The sequence below is a fragment of the Bradyrhizobium sp. USDA 4472 genome (assembly GCF_054058595.1).
Genome location: NZ_JBSSAM010000001.1, coordinates 735,268 through 751,190, shown reverse-complemented (window position 1 = coordinate 751,190; position 15,923 = coordinate 735,268). Strand labels below are relative to the sequence as shown.

Sequence of the window (15,923 nt, the reverse complement as noted above, 5' to 3'; positions counted from 1 at the left end):
GGTTGCTTACCTCTTGGCAATCGCGCGGCCGAGTTTCTGCCTTGCGTTACAGAAGTTGGCGGTACGAAGTTTTATTCACGAAATGATCACCACGCTCGAAGGAAGCAATGGAATCTACAGGTCGATGCGGCGACGTGCGCGTAGCGATCCGAAATCGTCAGCCGCCGCCGTGAGGCCCTTGGTCTGCCATTTTAACTTTGGCGAGCCGATTTCTGGTCGTGGAAAGAGTGTAAACGGGCTCGTTAACCATGCGCCGCTTCCGCCAGTGTGGTCTTAACAAAGCTTCAGGCTCGCTCGTTCATCTTCAAGCCGAACACAAGGCTTGAGGACCGCGCCATGTCAAATCTCTCGATTTACGCTTTCCTTGTCGCCGCGTTGGGTAGCCTTGCATCGGCGCCGGTCGCCAATGCCACGCCGAACTGCCTGCACGACATCAAGCCATATAAGCTTGCCGGCGACACCATAGAATGGTCGATGACGATCGCACCGGGCGCCGACTGTATCCAGGGCCTACGATGGTCGACGATGCAGATCTACAGTATCTCGGTTGCCGACAAGCCAAGGAGTGGCGAACTGGTCCTAGTCGGCCCGGGCTTTCGCTATTACGCCGAGCCGGACTTCAATGGGACAGACACGTTCACACTCGTGGTCGTGGGCAAGAATCGTCACGATGTTGGCACATCCACCGTTCAGGTAGTGACGATCTCGCGGCCGGACGCGCCACTCGTGGTCGGCGCCATCAGTCATGCCGAATAGGTATGTGTCGACGAGCAGGACAGGACCTTGGCCGCCCATTGTGGGCCGACGGCATCTCTCGGAGCTGAGTCGTCTCATCGCCGCCTCGACCACGTATACCTAGCTCGCCACAATTGCCTGTTATCCATTTCAGGCCGTCTCGACGCGCTCGCCCGCACGCGAGGCCCGCTAAGGTTTACTCGGATCGAGCAGTAACTTGCCCTAATGTTTGGCGCGCGGTCTGGTAGTAAAATGGTCTAATTTAGGGTGTTCAGCGGAACATCCGTCGTCAACGGAAAGAGTTTTTCATGCGCATCGCGATGATCGGCACGGGCTATGTCGGACTGGTGTCCGGCGCCTGCTTTGCGGATTTCGGTCACGAGGTCACCTGCGTCGACAAGGACGAGAAGAAGATCGCGGCGCTCCATCGCGGCGAGATTCCGATCTAAGAGCCCGGCCTCGACGAGCTGGTCGCAGCCAATGTGAAGGCCAAGCGCCTCGACTTCCCGACGGATTTGTCGAAGCCGGTCGCTGATGCCGATGCCGTGTTCATTGCGGTCGGCACGCCCTCGCGCCGCGGCGACGGTCACGCCGATCTCTCCTATGTCTACGCCGCCGCCAAGGAGATCGCGCAGTCGCTGTCCGGCTTCACCGTCGTTGTGACGAAGTCGACCGTGCCTGTCGGGACCGGCGACGAGGTCGAGCGCATTATCCGCGAAGCCAATCCCGGGGCTGACGTGGTCGTTGCCTCGAATCCGGAATTCCTGCGCGAGGGCGCCGCGATCCGCGACTTCAAGTTCCCCGACCGCGTCGTCGTCGGCACCTCCGACGAGCGCGGCCGCAAGGTGATGGGCGACATCTACCGCCCACTGTCGCTGAACCAGGCGCCGCTGATGTTCACCGCGCGCCGCACCGCCGAGATGATCAAATACGCGGCGAATGCGTTTCTCGCGACCAAGATCACCCTCATCAACGAGATCGCCGATCTCTCCGAAAGAGTCGGCGCCAACGTGCAGGAGGTCGCGCGCGGTATTGGGCTGGACAACCGGATCGGCACCAAGTTCCTGCACGCCGGTCCCGGCTTCGGCGGCTCATGTTTCCCGAAGGACACCAAGGCGCTGATCAAGATCGCGCAGGACTACGATGTGTCCTTGCGCATCGTCGAATCCGTGCTGGCCGTGAACGAGAACCGCAAGCGCGCGATGGCGCGAAAAGTGAGCCAGGCGCTCGGTGGCTCGTTGCGCGGAAAGACCATCGCGGTGCTCGGCCTCACCTTCAAGCCCGACACCGACGACATGCGCGATGCGCCGTCGATCCCGCTGGTCACCGGCCTGCTCGACATGGGCGCGAAGGTGAAGGCGTTCGATCCCGTCGGCATGGAGCAGGCCAAAAGCGAGCTGCCCAGCATCACCTATTGCGAGGATGCCTATTCCTGCGCCGAGGGCGCCGACGCGCTGGTGGTCGTCACCGAGTGGACCCAGTTCCGCGCGCTGGATCTGGACCGGCTGAAGGCAACCATGGTGCGGCCCGTCATTGTCGATCTGCGCAACATCTACCGTCCCGAAGAAATGGCTGCGGCCGGTTTCGTCTATGAGAGCGTTGGGCGAGCGTCGTAGGCTCGGCAATCCCCGGGTAGACCAGGCAAATGTGATATCCGCGCCATTGCAGCCCGGGAAAAAGCCTTGGTCAGGACGGGGCTTACATTCCGGATCGCATAGTAGAGGCTCGGATGCAGAGAATTACGGATCGGTGTATGTGTGTGTGCAGCGTTATGCCGCAGCGGGGCGTCAAAGCCAGGTGACCGCGTCGTGTAACCGATCTACATCGTAGATGCAGTCGAACTCCACAAATATTCTTGATAGTACTCCCAGGGTCCGGCCAAGTTCGGGCCGCTTCGGCAATGTACTGCTTCTCACAACGCGATCTCACTTGATGAGTAGTTTGGCTTAGGAATTCTCGACGGGCTCAACTCATTCACATGGTGCCATCGCGAGCTCATGAGCGCAGCCGCGTACAACCAAGCTTTGGTGAGATCGAGATTAGAGGACGTCTCCCGCTTAGACTGGGCCTTTGGTCGCGTAGCTGCTCCACTTGCTGGATGGAGCAATCTTGCGCCGTGCTGAAAGAGCTCGACGGGCACCTCCACCATCGTAATCGTGCTGCTGATTCGCCTGATGTGCCAGAAATTCCCGTTGCGCGGCGCGGTGATTCAAAAGCTAGGAGCTCTGACCATCGACTGCCGTTTGCGCTCGAGGGGCGAAGATTTCCGGTTCGGCATCAACAAGAAAGGCATGGTCGTTCTCGCCGGATTATCCCCGGAAGAGACTTTCGAGTTCGAAGAGCTGCTGTGTCAAGATGGCTGCTCCATACGGATGCGCGAGCTAATGGCAAAGCACCGTGGCGCGAATGAGGAACTAACGTCCGAAGGCTGTGGTTGTCCCTCTCGAACAAGGGAGTAAATCATGATCCGTAGGACAATCCTGACAGCCATTACAAGTGCAGCCCTCTCGACGGCGGCGCTTGCTCAAGGTGGCGGCGGTGCTGGCGCTGCAGGTGCCGGCGGCGGCAGCAGCGGCGCAGCCGGCACATCAAACGCGAGCACCTCCTTAGGTACGAACGGAACCGCCGCTACTTCTACCAATCCTAGCAGTGCTCCTTTCTCCAATCCAATCGGACAAGGCACCGCGCCGGCAGCGTCCTCCGGCAACCAGAGCATTGGCGCGACCTCGGGCTCGACCCAGCCTTCGCAAGCCCCAGCTAGGACGACCACACAATCGTCGACGGCCAACACTGTCTCCGCCGAGCAGAAAGCGGCCACAACAGGTACGAACACGGCAGGGCCGAACAGTTCGGCTGCCGCCGGCGCGGTGGGCGGTCCAGGCGTCGGAGTCGGACACGCCTCTAACGGCCTGCCGATCGGCGCGACTGGTTCCGGGCCAGGTTCTCCGGAAAAGCCGATCGATTCAGGAGGTCGATAAATCCTGCATTATCCCTAAGCCCGCTTCCGACAGGGCCATTTTGTCAGCCTTGCTGGAATGGCGGAGCCGGACTCTGGTCGCCGCTATTGCGAGAGGCAATGTGGGCTCTAGGTCGGGAAAATCTCGCGAATGGCACGACAGAGTGCCTGTCGGACTCAACATCCGTCTCTTTTTTGCTGCACTGGCGGCGAGCGTGACTTGTGTTTCTTAACCGTGCCATTTGGACGCAGCAGGTCCAATTGCGCTGAAAAGTGAGCGCAGATGCTCGAAAACAACGTAACGGCCCCCTCACGCAACGCCGTCGTACCCGCCAGGCGATGCCGACGATCTGGTCAACATTGTCGCGGCCATTGCCTGGGCACTCGATACTATCTTCCGCTTGGCCGGCGCCAGCGCCGAAGACTGATTTTTGGATCGGGCCGCCCGCTCCACCTGCCGCCTGTCCGCCTCCCTGATGCTGATCAGCTCCAACACCGACGTATCCGAAGGCCCGCTGCACCGGTTTTGACCGTCGAGGTTTACCAAATCCAGCTTCAGCCTTCAGCCACGTTCCAATGTGCAACAGTGGGCCGAATTCTGCTCAGAGTTATGTTTTTGATTTGTATTTCGCGCGTCCTGTGCGCGTGATGGTCGAGCTCGCCTTCGGCGAAATAGGCCGCCGCATCGGCTAAGCCAGGGTACGGCGAGGAATTAGTGGTGCGGTTGAGCCAGCAATGGTTCGTGATCGAAACCGATCGCTTGCGACACAGCCGTGACGATGTGTCCGGCATCCGCCCGTTCGGTATTACCGGCCAGATACTGGTTCAACAACGCAAAACTCTGGCTGGCCAGAGCTGCCATCGCCGTACCGGCCGCAACCGGATGATTTGCCGCAGTGATCGACTGCGGCGCGGTCGTTTCCAGACTGGCGGCCGGATCGAAATGCTGCTGGAGTAGCGCAAAGCCCCGGCTGGCCAAGGACCCCGTGTTTGCAGCGGTCGTCTCCGGATGATGCGCAAGGTCGATCGTCTGTGGGGACGTCGGGGTCACGACCGCCGTGCTGGCAGCAGGCTGATGATCCGCCACGGTGTTGTGGTGGCTGTGGCTGTGGTGGCTGTGGCTGTGGTGGCTGTGGCTGTCGTGGCTGTGGTGGCTGTGGCTGTGGTGGTTGTGATGGTGGTTGTGGTAGGATGTGGTGGTCGCCAGGGCCGCGGGTCGAGGATCCGTCATGGTGATGATTTGCGGCGAAGCGGTCGAAACCGCGCCCGTTGACGGATCCTTGGCACTTGCCGTCAACGTAAGTGTCCCAACCGGATGGCCTCCGCCGCGATAGTACGAGGTCAGTTCCAGTCCGCTGTCGACCTGCGCAGCCGTCAGCGTGATGTTGTTTCCGCGAAACGCCTGACCGTCGAGCCTGTCAGTGATCGATGCATATCTCGGCAACCCCGAAATGTTGACGGTCACATGATCGTTGGAATCGGTCGTTGTCACCTTGGTTCCAAGGTCGACCTTGCCGCCTCTTCCGGCCACCGCGAGCGAGCTATCCGCGATGGTGAGGATCGGCTTGGTCGCTGATGGGGTCGACGGCGTCATCGTGCCAGATCCGTTCGTGGACTGGGCGGCAGACGCGTCGCTCTGGCCAGCCGCATACGTTGTGGTTTCGGTCGAAAGAACTCCACCGACGTAGGAGCTGGTCGTCCTGGACAGGAGCGGCGAAGGTGGTGCTGATACGGCCTTGAGGGCCGGCGTCACCTCGATCACCAGTGGATGGTCGGAGATGCCGACATGGATGTTGCTGACATTGGCATAGGTCGCGATCGGGCCGGTACCCAGCATCGGATCATAGACCTTCACAAAAGCTTCGGCCTTGTCGAATGTTACTGTGACCGGCGATATGGTCGCCCGGACCTCGCTGTGAGTGTTCTGATTCCATAGCACCGGCTCGGCCCACAGCACGAGGTCCACGCTGCCGTTGGTTTTGGCAAGCACGATGTCGTGTGACGTGGTGGGGGCGCCGGCCAGCGCATAGGTCAGGCTGTTCGAGGCGGCGCTAGCGGACCGTCCCGTGTCCTGAAGGATCTGCGTCAGATTGTGAATTCCGGTCGCAACCGGCTTCGGCGTGCCATTGGCGCGGAATAGACCGAAATGGCTTTGCCGATTGCTGGCGCCCAGATTCGACTCGTCCAAAAGCTCGTATAGGTATGTCTTGGAGACGCCCTTCCGATAGGCGTCCATCAGCGTGTTGAGTGTGTATTTCGCCTGAACTGCCTCATCGACGCCGTCGTACCAAGAGCTCGACAGAGTGGTGTAGCCGGCTTCCGTGATGACGGTCGGCTTGCCCGGCGCGCTGATTTGCGCGAACGACAGCAGATAGTCGAGGCCACTGGAAATGTTGGTCGTCGACATGACGTAGGCATGTTCGTTCGCGTAGTCTGTGTAGTTCGAGAGATTGCCGAGCTGGTTGAACTGGTTGGTATCGGTGGACCCGATCGACACGTTGTAGACCGCAATGTCCTTCAGCAGCGGGTCGGCGTTAACGGCTGCGAAGATCTGCTTCTGGATCTCCGCGCCCGAGGCAATTGAGGTCACGCCCTTATAGGTTGGCGTCCAGTTATTGACTTCGTTCAGACCTTCGATCGCCCGAACGCTGCCAGGATACTGGCTCGCGTAGCTGTCGAGAGCCGAGATGAACTTGGACATATCGATCGTCCGGTTACTCGACAAAGCCGCGGCAAAATCGAATTTGTAGCCTCGCGCGGCAAGTGTAGCGAAGCCGCTCGAGGCGAGCGTCGTAGTGTAAAGATTGTCTCGGACGTTGTGGACACCAAGATAATTCAGCGAGGCCGAGACCTCGCTGATATTGGAATAAGGTGAGCTGTCGAAAGCGAGGTGTGTGTTGACACCGATCGAGTCGATGAACGCTGATGCGGAAGTCGCAGTCTTGGTGACGAACTGCGGAGTGGATTGAGACGACATGACACCTCGGATGAATAATTGGGTTGCTGGAGTGTATTGTTACAGGCGATCGTTCGTCGACCGGAGTTCTTTTTCATGAACGGCATCGTGTGCGAGCGATCAAAAGAGCAGTCAGGGTGCCGGCATTTCAGCATGCTTGCGCGCAGCATCGCGGAAAGGTCGACAACCCGACGCCGCGACGATCGCTTGTTGCCGGCAAGGCTTGTAAAGAAAAGGATTTTGATTTGCATTGCGGCAAAGTTATGCTGCTCATCTGACGTGACGTGACGTGACGTGACGTGACGTGACGTGCGTTTAGCATCGCGTCTGAGCTCCGGCCGCACAGTTGCTGTGGAACGATCGCGACGTTCAAATTCGATGGGATATTGCTAATGCAGGGGGCTCCGTAGTCCTACGGGGGCAGACGGATCCAGGTAATTCAGGTTTGATGATGCGCGCCAGTGTAGTTGGTATGAGCATGTCGATACGCCGCCTCAGTCGCCTATTGCTGATACCCGGAAGGTTCGGCGCAAGACTCGGTAGCTTTGGATTCCCCGGGGACATCGATCGTAGCAGCTATTCGGTGCTCGATTAGGGTGCAAGGCTTGGCGAACCCGCCTGCGAAAACCTATTCCAGCTGACGAGCAGCGGCGCGGCTTTAATAGTCAGTGCGGGCTTGCGCAATCAGTGGTAGATATAAGTAAAATTGCTACTTGCTACCTACCACTATGATGATCTGCTCTCTTTGCGCGAGGCGTAACCATGGATTCTATGATAGACAGGATTGCAGTCGGGACGCGAAGATCAGCGAACTCGGAAGGAGTCGTTGCCCGGACCTCGCTGACAAGGCTGGCGTCGTCGCCGAAAGCGCTCGCACAAGCGGCATCACTGTTATGTTCGATGGGGGCCCAACGACCAACTGTTTTGCACAGGGATTATAGTAGCCCCTAGATCTGATAAGGTATTACCCCCAACGAGGTACCTAATTAATAAAAGGGTCGTAAGGCTGCCTGACGTGCCATTATTTATTCTGTGGACGGTCGCAAATTTTTCGTACCTTCGTACGCAGTTCTTCCATCTTCCCTGCTTCAAAAGCTTTGTAATTTTCACGACGGTCACTTTGGACAGGGACGGATCCATGGAGATATTTCGCGCGGAGAAGATTTGCATCGTCGAGGACAACTCAAGCCGAACCTGCCGGATCTGCGGTAAGAAAATGAAGCTTCTACGGGCAGTGGTGGATTCAGAGAGCGGAGGCATCACTCACATATTCGAGTGCGGGTGCGGAAAGCGCCTCTGGGAGGACTGAGCGCTCCGCAAAGGCAGCCGAGCAAGGTGGGCATAAAACCGCCATAAGGGTCCGGTCCTGCCGCTCACCTGGAATACCAGACGCTCACGGAGTCCTTGCCATCAGACCGCCGAGTATCCCTGATGAGTGGGGTGCCGCGGCGATCCGCGAATTCAAGTTTCCAAATCGCCTGAGCGCTATGATTAGTCAACGTGCAGATGGTGCTGGAGCAGTTACCTCCGCGTCATGATCGGCCGGGAGGGTAACAAGCGACAAGCTCTACAGCCCGCGCTGTGCGACGGTGGTCCAATATCGCGGATTGCCCGGCGACTGTACTCGGACCCAGCGATAGGGCGCGAGCGACCATGGCCTGATCTGCGGGCTCAAATTATCTAGCACTAAATCCCCGCTCTTGGTCCGTACCAGCAGAACCAGATGATGCTCGCCCGAAGGGATCTCGACCTCGCCGAGCAGCAGCGTCCGCGCGGGCCAGCCGCGCGTCAGAAGCCTGTGGCGCTTGGTGACCGCGTAGTCGTTGCAGTCGCCGCGCTCCGGATCAATGAGCCAGGTCTCCCCCGCCATGCCAAGCTCATTCCGTTCTGGAATGATGGCGCGGTTCACGGCCAGATTGACGTTTTTCAGATCGGCCCATCGCGCTTCGGTGAGGAGGATCGGGCCGCCGCGGAACAGCGGACGAGGGCGGCATTCGTCCTTGTAACGCAGGCAAAACATGGTGTGTGCCATCGGAGCAAGCGCCGGCGCCTCAAACTTGATGCGCTGGATCGCCGACAGCAGGCCGATCGGCGCGCCCAACAATCCGGCGTGGGCTGACGGCGAGGCGGTCACGATCGCCGTGGCTGCAATCGCGGCCGAAACCGGCGTACTGCGCATACTTCACTCTAAATTTCGGTCGCGGCGCAAACTCGGAGGAGCGTTCCTGAATCCTGGTGGATTGATCGGCGTCGGACGACACGGCGATCATGGGGTACTGGCCAAAACGAGATGGAGTAATCCATGGTGACATGCGACAACTCAGCCGATTGGCTCGCCAAGTGTTCGTGCGATCGCGCGATGCGCTCGTTGCAGGCCTCGGTGGTCTGGTGGGAGAAGAAGGCGCAGCGGTAACTACCAAATCTGCCGCAATTTATGTGCCGCAAGCCACCTTCTGCGCCGGTCATGACTGACGACACTCGCACAAGCCGTTTCGGCGGGCTCACCGCGACCATCAAGGCGCAAGTCGCAGGTGCTCCTTTACGATCGAATGATACCGGCCTCGATCTTTCGCCCACAATCGCTAACACCGGCAACGAGACAGTGCCGGGATCTATCGGCGGCCATGCCGCGTTCGACTGACCGCTTCAGGCTGGCGGGCCGAAGAGAGCGACGCGCTGGGTGGGCTCCTGCTCGCAGCCGGATCCGAGCCCGTTAGGCAAGTTGCTTACTCTGCCGCAAATCATGTTCGGCACCGACGCCGTCATTTTCGATCGCATACAACATCGGTTCAGCTGGCATATTGAGCTACGGATGGCACCGGGGCCCTGCCTGAGAAAGTCATGGCAATTCGAACAGCATGAGCATCTTGCGCGCCTGGACGTAGATACTTCGGTGCTGGTGGCGTGCTGATCGAGGCCGCAGGCCGCGACCCTGGTAAGAATTCGTTGCCCGAAACACGGTGACAAGGCCGGTATGATCGTCGCCGAAAGCCCTCGCACCGCATCACTGTTCTGTTCGATGATGCCCAACAACCCACCATTTTGCACAGAGTTATATTAGCCCCGAGATCGATCCGGTATTACTTTCTAACCAGAGGCGCATTAGAAAGGATCGTATGGCCCACGACGGGTCACACTCTGAGACCGGACGCATCAATCATATGTTCGAGTGCGGGTGCGGAAAGCGCCTCTAGGATTTGAGGCGCGCCTCCGTAGCGGGCGGGCCCACTAACATCAGCATGAATCCCGCACCGCTTGGACGCTCGGCAGAGGCTCCGCGGCTAGGCACCACGACAAGAACGGCAAGATCCGCCTTCAGTCTCTTTGTCTTTTGCCGACCCGCCAGTCACCTTGCCGACAAGGCGGTCGAGCGCCCTCGCCTTGACGAGCCCAAGGGCGATGGTGCCGGGCGTTCTACACGATAGATCAACATGCAATAGGGTCGGGTGCCACACCGTCGGTCGCGAGAATTATCCGACATACCAACTGGCGAGCGTCCAGAGCTCCCGTCCAAGAAAATACATCCACAGCCCGGTCGTACTCAGCAAGTCAAATATCAGCACACATTCGAACACACGGTCGGCAATTCGGCGATGTTCGATGTCGTGATCGGATATAAGCAACTGCGTCATTTTCGACATGACTCTACCCTCCCAACGGGGCCATGGTATTGCCGGGAAAAAGCAGCAGATTGACGATCGTTAAATTAACATGGGTTAATCGGCGGAAAAATTCTTTGGTTCCGATCGATACCGACAAGCCGGGTTTGACGCATATCGCTCCAGATAGAGGAAACGCCATCATTCCGGGGTTCCAGTCGGGCCAGGAACGCCCGTTTGATCTTTCAGCGCCGTAAATCAATCGATCGAGTTGCGAGGCGCGTGTTTCGAATTTCGCGAAGCAACAGCACGCGTTTTGTTTGTGCGGCGTTTAGCAGACCTTCGAACAGCACGAACATCTCGCGCGCCTGGACGTAAACTTCCGTGGTGATGGCGTGTTGATCGAAGCCGTAAGTAGCAAGACGCGTCTCGATTTCGGTTGTCGCAATTGGATCAATCCGCCAGCTCAGAGCGTTTTGAAGCGTGTAGTACTCGGCCTCCTCTTGGCATTCGGAGACGATTCCAGCCAAGTCGATCCGTCGTAAGGCCGCCTCAATTGCCTTTTGGCGATAGGTTTCAAGCAGTTTATGGCGCAACACGCGGTACCGTTGAATCTCCCAGGAGAGTTCGGCGACGTCGATGGCGAGCAGCCATTCGATCGCCGATCGCGGCGCGAGGTCGGCAAAGATCGCATGTCGCAGCAGCTCGTAATGTTCGAGGCTCTCACCTGGCAGTAGCAAAGGCGGCGGTGCCAAGGCCTCGAACTCAACCGGCAGCGCGGTGAACTGGTGCGAGGTCGGGAATGGCCTGTTCATCACGGCGAGGCCTCCGAACTAACATGTGTGGGCAGAGCCGCGCTGGCGATTCCGGCGTCGGTTGGATTGTGGACGGGACTTGCCGCCCACAGCTCCTGGGCGATGGCTAGGGGAGAGATCTGCAGATTGGCCCACCACGCGCGCTCGTTGCCTTTCCGGTGCAACTCGTGATGATGAGCGCGGCACAATGGAACCGTGAACTCGTCGCTGACCTTGCGGCCGAGGGTCCTGGGTTGAGCGAATTTGAGGTGGTGCGGATCGCAGGGGGTGCGCTGGCAAACAAGGCAGCGCTGCTCCCGCACGAACAACAGGTGGGCCTTGCTGCGCTTGCGGGGTGGATCCTTGGGATAAGCGAGCTCAGGCTGATGTGCGGGCGGCTGGGATGCCTGCAGTGCGGCCTCGGTGCTTGCAGGAGCTGCCCCGAGCGGCTCAGGCGTGTTGTTTTGCGCTCGTTCCAAGCCGGCCTTTGAATCGGAGGGGTGGGCTGTGGCACGAGCGGCGTCTCCCAGCTTGTTCTGATAGGCGGCCTCGACGATCCGGGCGTCCGGCTCCAGCAGCGTATTCTTGCGCGGAATGGCGGCCTTGGCCCAAACGAGCAGCTCGCTGCCGCTAGGCAGCGCTACGAGCTGGCGCAGCAGCTGATCCCGAAGCTCCGCGGATTGCAGCGGCCCCAGCACCGGCGGGTGATGCAAGACGCCTTTGGCCGGCTTGGGCTTCGCGCTCGGCGGCGCTTGCGACTCCGCGGACGGCGGGCCGGCCAGCGCGTCCGGCGCGTCGATGTCATCCTCGCCGGCAATCCCGACCAGCGCGAACAGGGCATAGCGCCGGGCATAGGTCAGCGCGGCGCCCATGCGGTGCGGCGCCTCGACATCCTTGCTGGCACAGACCGGCCAATCCGAGGAGATCCATTCGCCGGAGGCATGGGCGAGCAGGGTGGTGAGGTGGATGGTGCCCGTCATCACGTCGGTCCGGGTGGTCTGGATGATGGCGATCTCGTGCCGGCTCAACGTTTTGCGCACGATGTCGAGGCCGGAGGCCAACGAGGCGTAGTGGAAGGTCCGGTCGTCGTCGCGCAGGAACGGCGAGCGGATCTGAGCGGTGAGGGTCTTTTCCGGGTTGGTCAATTCGGCCTGCGCGCGCGCCAGCGCGGCTGCGATCGCACCGATGTGTTCACTGGCCTGGTGCATGGACGTGCTCCATCTCGACCGGATCAAAGCTGATCGCGCCGGATTTGGCGCGCTTGGCGCGAACGCCGTGGCCGATCGCTTCCTTGGCGTCTTCGGGCATCAGCTTTTTGAGCTCGAGCTTGACGAGCTCGTGCTCGCCATGGGCAGCGCGGGTGCGCAAATAGGTGGCGGCATAGTCGGCCCAAAGATTGGAGCAGGTCATGTCGACCACCGTGACGGCGGTCAATCGTGGTCGCGGCGTCTCAATGCCAAACAGGGTCGGCGGCTCGCCGCTCTGCACGCAGCGCCAGAACTTCTTTTCGGCGGTCAGCAGCAGGTGCTGGTACAGCGGGTCGGCATGCACGGTGATCTCGACCCATTTGCCACCGCCGGTGATGATGGAAAGCGCGGCGGAACGTGACGCGACCACCCACATGTTGTGTTGCAGCTGCGCCATGTGCTTGTCGGCCGCGGCTTCTTCGCTAAAGGCCCAGGGCAGCATGAACTTGGCCTCGAACACCGCACCGGTCTGCGCGACCACGCCGTCCAGCGTTGCCGCCATCCAGCTGTGCACGGGATGCCGCACTCGCTTCTGAACGTCGATGACGGCCTGGCCGGTGCAGCGCTGGTACCAGGTCCGGTTCAGCTCCTCGGTGACGGTGCCGAGCTGCACCACCAGATTTTCCGACAAATCTTGCGGCGCGATTTCGCCCCGCTTTTCACGCCACAGGCGAATGAGGTCGTCCTGGTCATCGCCCATGATGATGCGCGCGTCCGAGCCGCCGACAAAGGCCCGCCGGTCAATGGGGTTGAATTTGAGGTTGCGATGTGGCGCCTCGGCACCATCGACTGATATCGTAGCCATCAGTATCTCCTTGGTCTGACGCGGCCTCAGGCCGCACCACCAAAAGCCTCGCGACGGCGAGGGGAGATACCGGGGCGATCGGTCGCGCCCGGTCCATTCAGTAACGCTCCTTTTGCAGCGGAATGCCAGTGCTTTCTGCAGCAAGATTCTTGCTATTTTGGCCGTAAACCCTTGATCCAACGGCACTTTGGAGCCAGCTTGGGAGCGGACAGAAGGCCGCAAGCTCGGAGCTGCGGGAATGGCATCAATCCGACAAATCGAAGCCAATCGAGCGAACGCCATGCACAGTACTGGTCCGAAAACGGTGCGCGGAAAAGCAAGGTCCCGTCGCAACGCCTTGCGCCATGGGCTGGCGCGCGCCCGCAGCGATAGCGATGACGCGGAGATCGCGCGCCTGAGCGGCGCGATCGGCTCTGGTCTTCGGCAGCACGGCGCATCGGACAAGGTGGTCGACGTCGCGCGTTGTAAACTGGATCTGTTACGCATTCGCACGATCCGTCACCGAATCTTGGCCGCGCTTCTGCAACGACCGGCCCAGGTTCGCGCGACAGATCTCGCCGGCCTCGAGCGCTATGAGCGCGTTGCTTTGGCCAGGCAGAAGCGCGCGCTTCGATTCCTGCGTACTGAGCGAGGTTGACGCGGGAGCCAATTGGCTTCGTTCCGGAATTTCCGTTGCGCAGGAGCCGGCTTCGACAGTTATGAAGCGCGATCTCCATCTCTGGGCTACGGAAAAGAACTCTCTACCTGCTTGATGCGATTGCGGTTTGCTGGCCTGATTTCGCGAAGTCGCGCGTAATAGGCCATCAATTCCTCACTCGACATCGCGTCATAATCGCGTTGGAGTTTTGCACCTTCGATTTCACGAACTTGCTCGACCAGCGCCACCGTCATCCTCAAGGCTCTCAAATTGCCCTTGAGGGCGCGAGATCGATTATCCGCTTGATCAGCATGATATCCGTCTGAATACGCAATCGTTGTCCGTCTTCGACAATGGTTCGCGTCCGCTTCAATTCGTGCGCAAAAAGCTCGAGCAAAGAAGGACATTTTTTCGGCCTACCGCGCGGCTGCCGGACTGACCGGGTTTTGAAGCATCGATCGCCCGGAGGTTTTCCGTAATCCACAAGACCGGGCTCAAGCGCAGCGTACAAATAACTGGGAAGGCATACGTCGCATCAGGAGAAGAAACGTCCCCGAAAGCTCCGAACTAGTTCGAGCAGAATCGGCGGAATAAACATGTTCACATTTTGCTTAAGACGGAAGTTGTCATTCTTCGACTGGAAATATCCCGTATTGCTGGCGTGTTCGCTTCCGTCTTCGCGACCGTTGGAATAATAGTAGCAGGCGGCCGAACGCCGCGGCTTGGCGCCGCGCGCTTTCGTGGTCGGACTAACGCCATGCAGACTGAGCGCCGACTGGTATAACAGGATGGTGCGTCCTATCAGGGGCACAATTTTCCTGGCGCAGGCATTTGCCTCCTTGTCCCATAGTTGCAGCAACCCGCCGTCATCCTCGATCCAGCCTTCGTTAAGGTAGGTAATCAAGACCAACCGGTTGTCCAGATTGGTGACCGGATGGTGGGTAAAATCGGTATGGACGTGAAAATGACCTCCGTCCGGGATTTCGTGCAAGCCGCCATTGTACAGCTCAGTATCGCAAACCAGACCGTCGATCCGGGTAATCTGCTCCAGGATGTCGATGAACCGCCCGGAAGCAATCGTTTGGAAATAGATCTGCGCAGCCGGGCCAAACGTCGCGTTGGGCAGCGAACCGCGCTTGATTTCTGCCGCCGTCGTCGCGACACGCCAATCATTCCACTTCATATGGTCGAATTCGGCGTACATCAGCTTGAGCAATTTCAGCGAGAACAAACGTTCGATCACGAGGTGGGGGAATGGCGTATTGGTCAGGAATTGCTGCCGCATCGCCTTGATACCCGCCGTCGACAGCATGTCTTCGTTGAGAATCTCGTTGAGATTTATCCGAACGCCATGGCAAACCACATAATCGCCCGTGGCTTTATCAGCTTGAAAATCGCTTGCGCAACAGCTCATGACACGCCCTGTGCCTTTCTAGATCTGAAAAAAATCGATCTTGGGCCAGCCGCGCTGCACACGAACTGGCTAAGTATACGGGCATTTCAGCTTTGATAGAACGAGCTAAAACCAATCATCCATCAAGTGAGATTTCGATTTAACCTTAAGGCGCGACCAGCGACTTGCGCGGGCCGTTAGAGAGACGATTGTCGCCGGCTACCGTGACCGGCTGTGTCCGTGCTCGAGGTAGGGACGAAATGCCTGATATGACCGACGAGCGAGCGGCCGGAAAGATGATCGTCGGCCAGCTGACGATTTCGTTGTAGCGATCGCATTTGCAGGCGTGGGAGCCAATATTTTTCGGATTATACAAAGGCGCAATCAGCGGCTCGCGCCGGGACGTTACAAGGCCTTTGCAGCTCCTGAGGAGAGAATGCGTAGCTCTTTGTGGCGGGTCACGAGTGGTCGCTTATCGCAAGAAAGGCCACAAAATGAGAGCCCACAGCATGAGGCCGATCGGCACTCCGACCAAGCATCCGCGAGTTAGAGATGGCTCCCACGGCGTGGAGTGCTCGCTAGTACTCTTTTTTACACTCCGAAGATGGACGGGCCGTTGCTTCATGATGGCAATGCGCTACAATTTCTGCAGCTTCACAATTGGCCCTTTCGGTGAGCTCCAAGATCTTTCGGAGTAGTGCGCCCTCGGGACCCAACCCGAGTAGACTCTGACAGCCGCTGAGCACTCGCTTGCGCGGGTCTTCTGCCGATGCTAACGCGGCTGATATGGCCCGGCCGTGT

General features: G+C 59.2%; 11 protein-coding genes and 1 pseudogene. 4 read left to right on the top strand and 8 right to left on the bottom strand.

Features of this window, described 5'->3' with window-relative positions:
- Positions 1–336: 336 nt before the first annotated feature.
- From ACVWZ4_RS03540 to ACVWZ4_RS03530, 3 genes and pseudogenes are all read left to right on the top strand, one after another.
- On the top strand, positions 337–756 hold the full coding sequence (locus ACVWZ4_RS03540) for a hypothetical protein (RefSeq protein WP_456789988.1): 420 nt from the start codon (positions 337–339) through the stop codon (positions 754–756).
- A 287-nt stretch (positions 757–1,043) separates the two neighbouring features.
- Positions 1,044–2,351: pseudogene (locus ACVWZ4_RS03535) on the top strand (UDP-glucose dehydrogenase family protein).
- A gap of 540 nt (positions 2,352–2,891) precedes the next feature.
- The gene (locus tag ACVWZ4_RS03530) at positions 2,892–3,194 is read left to right on the top strand and encodes a hypothetical protein (protein ID WP_456789987.1); all 303 of its coding nucleotides are present in this window, start codon (positions 2,892–2,894) and stop codon (positions 3,192–3,194) included.
- 1,209 nt (positions 3,195–4,403) lie between these two features.
- Here ACVWZ4_RS03530 and ACVWZ4_RS03525 read toward each other — a convergent pair.
- From ACVWZ4_RS03525 to ACVWZ4_RS03500, 6 genes are all read right to left on the bottom strand, one after another.
- Entirely contained in the window at positions 4,404–6,668 is a 2,265-nt protein-coding gene (locus ACVWZ4_RS03525; protein ID WP_456789986.1) for a hypothetical protein, read from the bottom strand.
- A gap of 1,546 nt (positions 6,669–8,214) precedes the next feature.
- Positions 8,215–8,826 (bottom strand): transglutaminase-like cysteine peptidase, encoded by a 612-nt coding sequence (locus ACVWZ4_RS03520; RefSeq protein ID WP_456789985.1) that lies wholly within the window; start codon positions 8,824–8,826, stop codon positions 8,215–8,217.
- A 1,291-nt stretch (positions 8,827–10,117) separates the two neighbouring features.
- The gene (locus ACVWZ4_RS03515; RefSeq protein WP_456789984.1) at positions 10,118–10,288 is read right to left on the bottom strand and encodes a hypothetical protein; all 171 of its coding nucleotides are present in this window, start codon (positions 10,286–10,288) and stop codon (positions 10,118–10,120) included.
- 203 nt (positions 10,289–10,491) lie between these two features.
- Entirely contained in the window at positions 10,492–11,061 is a 570-nt protein-coding gene (locus tag ACVWZ4_RS03510; protein ID WP_456789983.1) for a hypothetical protein, read from the bottom strand.
- The gene (locus ACVWZ4_RS03505) at positions 11,061–12,248 is read right to left on the bottom strand and encodes an ERF family protein (protein WP_456789982.1); all 1,188 of its coding nucleotides are present in this window, start codon (positions 12,246–12,248) and stop codon (positions 11,061–11,063) included. Before ACVWZ4_RS03505 ends, ACVWZ4_RS03510 begins: the two co-directional genes overlap by 1 nt.
- Entirely contained in the window at positions 12,232–13,092 is an 861-nt protein-coding gene (locus tag ACVWZ4_RS03500) for a YqaJ viral recombinase family protein (RefSeq protein WP_456789981.1), read from the bottom strand. The genes ACVWZ4_RS03505 and ACVWZ4_RS03500 overlap by 17 nt, the downstream gene beginning before the upstream one ends.
- A 238-nt stretch (positions 13,093–13,330) precedes the next feature.
- Between ACVWZ4_RS03500 and ACVWZ4_RS03495 the strand changes: the two genes are divergently transcribed.
- Complete coding sequence (locus ACVWZ4_RS03495; RefSeq protein WP_456789980.1) at positions 13,331–13,729, top strand: hypothetical protein; 399 nt, start codon at positions 13,331–13,333, stop codon at positions 13,727–13,729.
- 86 nt (positions 13,730–13,815) lie between these two features.
- On the opposite strand, the gene ACVWZ4_RS03490 is transcribed toward ACVWZ4_RS03495, so the two are convergent.
- A complete protein-coding gene (locus ACVWZ4_RS03490; RefSeq protein WP_456789979.1) occupies positions 13,816–13,983 on the bottom strand; it encodes a hypothetical protein in 168 nt (55 codons plus the stop codon).
- A gap of 281 nt (positions 13,984–14,264) precedes the next feature.
- A complete protein-coding gene (locus tag ACVWZ4_RS03485; protein WP_456789978.1) occupies positions 14,265–15,143 on the bottom strand; it encodes a 2OG-Fe(II) oxygenase in 879 nt (292 codons plus the stop codon).
- Between the last annotated feature and the right edge of the window lie 780 nt (positions 15,144–15,923).

What these genes read in the sequence shown, in the direction of transcription:
- ACVWZ4_RS03540 (WP_456789988.1), top strand. Translation starts at nt 337, where the DNA reads ATGTCAAATCTCTCGATTTACGCTTTCCTTGTCGCCGCGTTGGGTAGC.
- ACVWZ4_RS03525 (WP_456789986.1), bottom strand. Translation starts at nt 6,668, where the DNA reads ATGTCGTCTCAATCCACTCCGCAGTTCGTCACCAAGACTGCGACTTCC.
- ACVWZ4_RS03520 (WP_456789985.1), bottom strand. Translation starts at nt 8,826, where the DNA reads ATGCGCAGTACGCCGGTTTCGGCCGCGATTGCAGCCACGGCGATCGTG.
- ACVWZ4_RS03515 (WP_456789984.1), bottom strand. Translation starts at nt 10,288, where the DNA reads ATGTCGAAAATGACGCAGTTGCTTATATCCGATCACGACATCGAACAT.
- ACVWZ4_RS03510 (WP_456789983.1), bottom strand. Translation starts at nt 11,061, where the DNA reads ATGAACAGGCCATTCCCGACCTCGCACCAGTTCACCGCGCTGCCGGTT.
- ACVWZ4_RS03505 (WP_456789982.1), bottom strand. Translation starts at nt 12,248, where the DNA reads ATGCACCAGGCCAGTGAACACATCGGTGCGATCGCAGCCGCGCTGGCG.
- ACVWZ4_RS03500 (WP_456789981.1), bottom strand. Translation starts at nt 13,092, where the DNA reads ATGGCTACGATATCAGTCGATGGTGCCGAGGCGCCACATCGCAACCTC.
- ACVWZ4_RS03495 (WP_456789980.1), top strand. Translation starts at nt 13,331, where the DNA reads ATGGCATCAATCCGACAAATCGAAGCCAATCGAGCGAACGCCATGCAC.
- ACVWZ4_RS03490 (WP_456789979.1), bottom strand. Translation starts at nt 13,983, where the DNA reads ATGACGGTGGCGCTGGTCGAGCAAGTTCGTGAAATCGAAGGTGCAAAA.
- ACVWZ4_RS03485 (WP_456789978.1), bottom strand. Translation starts at nt 15,143, where the DNA reads ATGAGCTGTTGCGCAAGCGATTTTCAAGCTGATAAAGCCACGGGCGAT.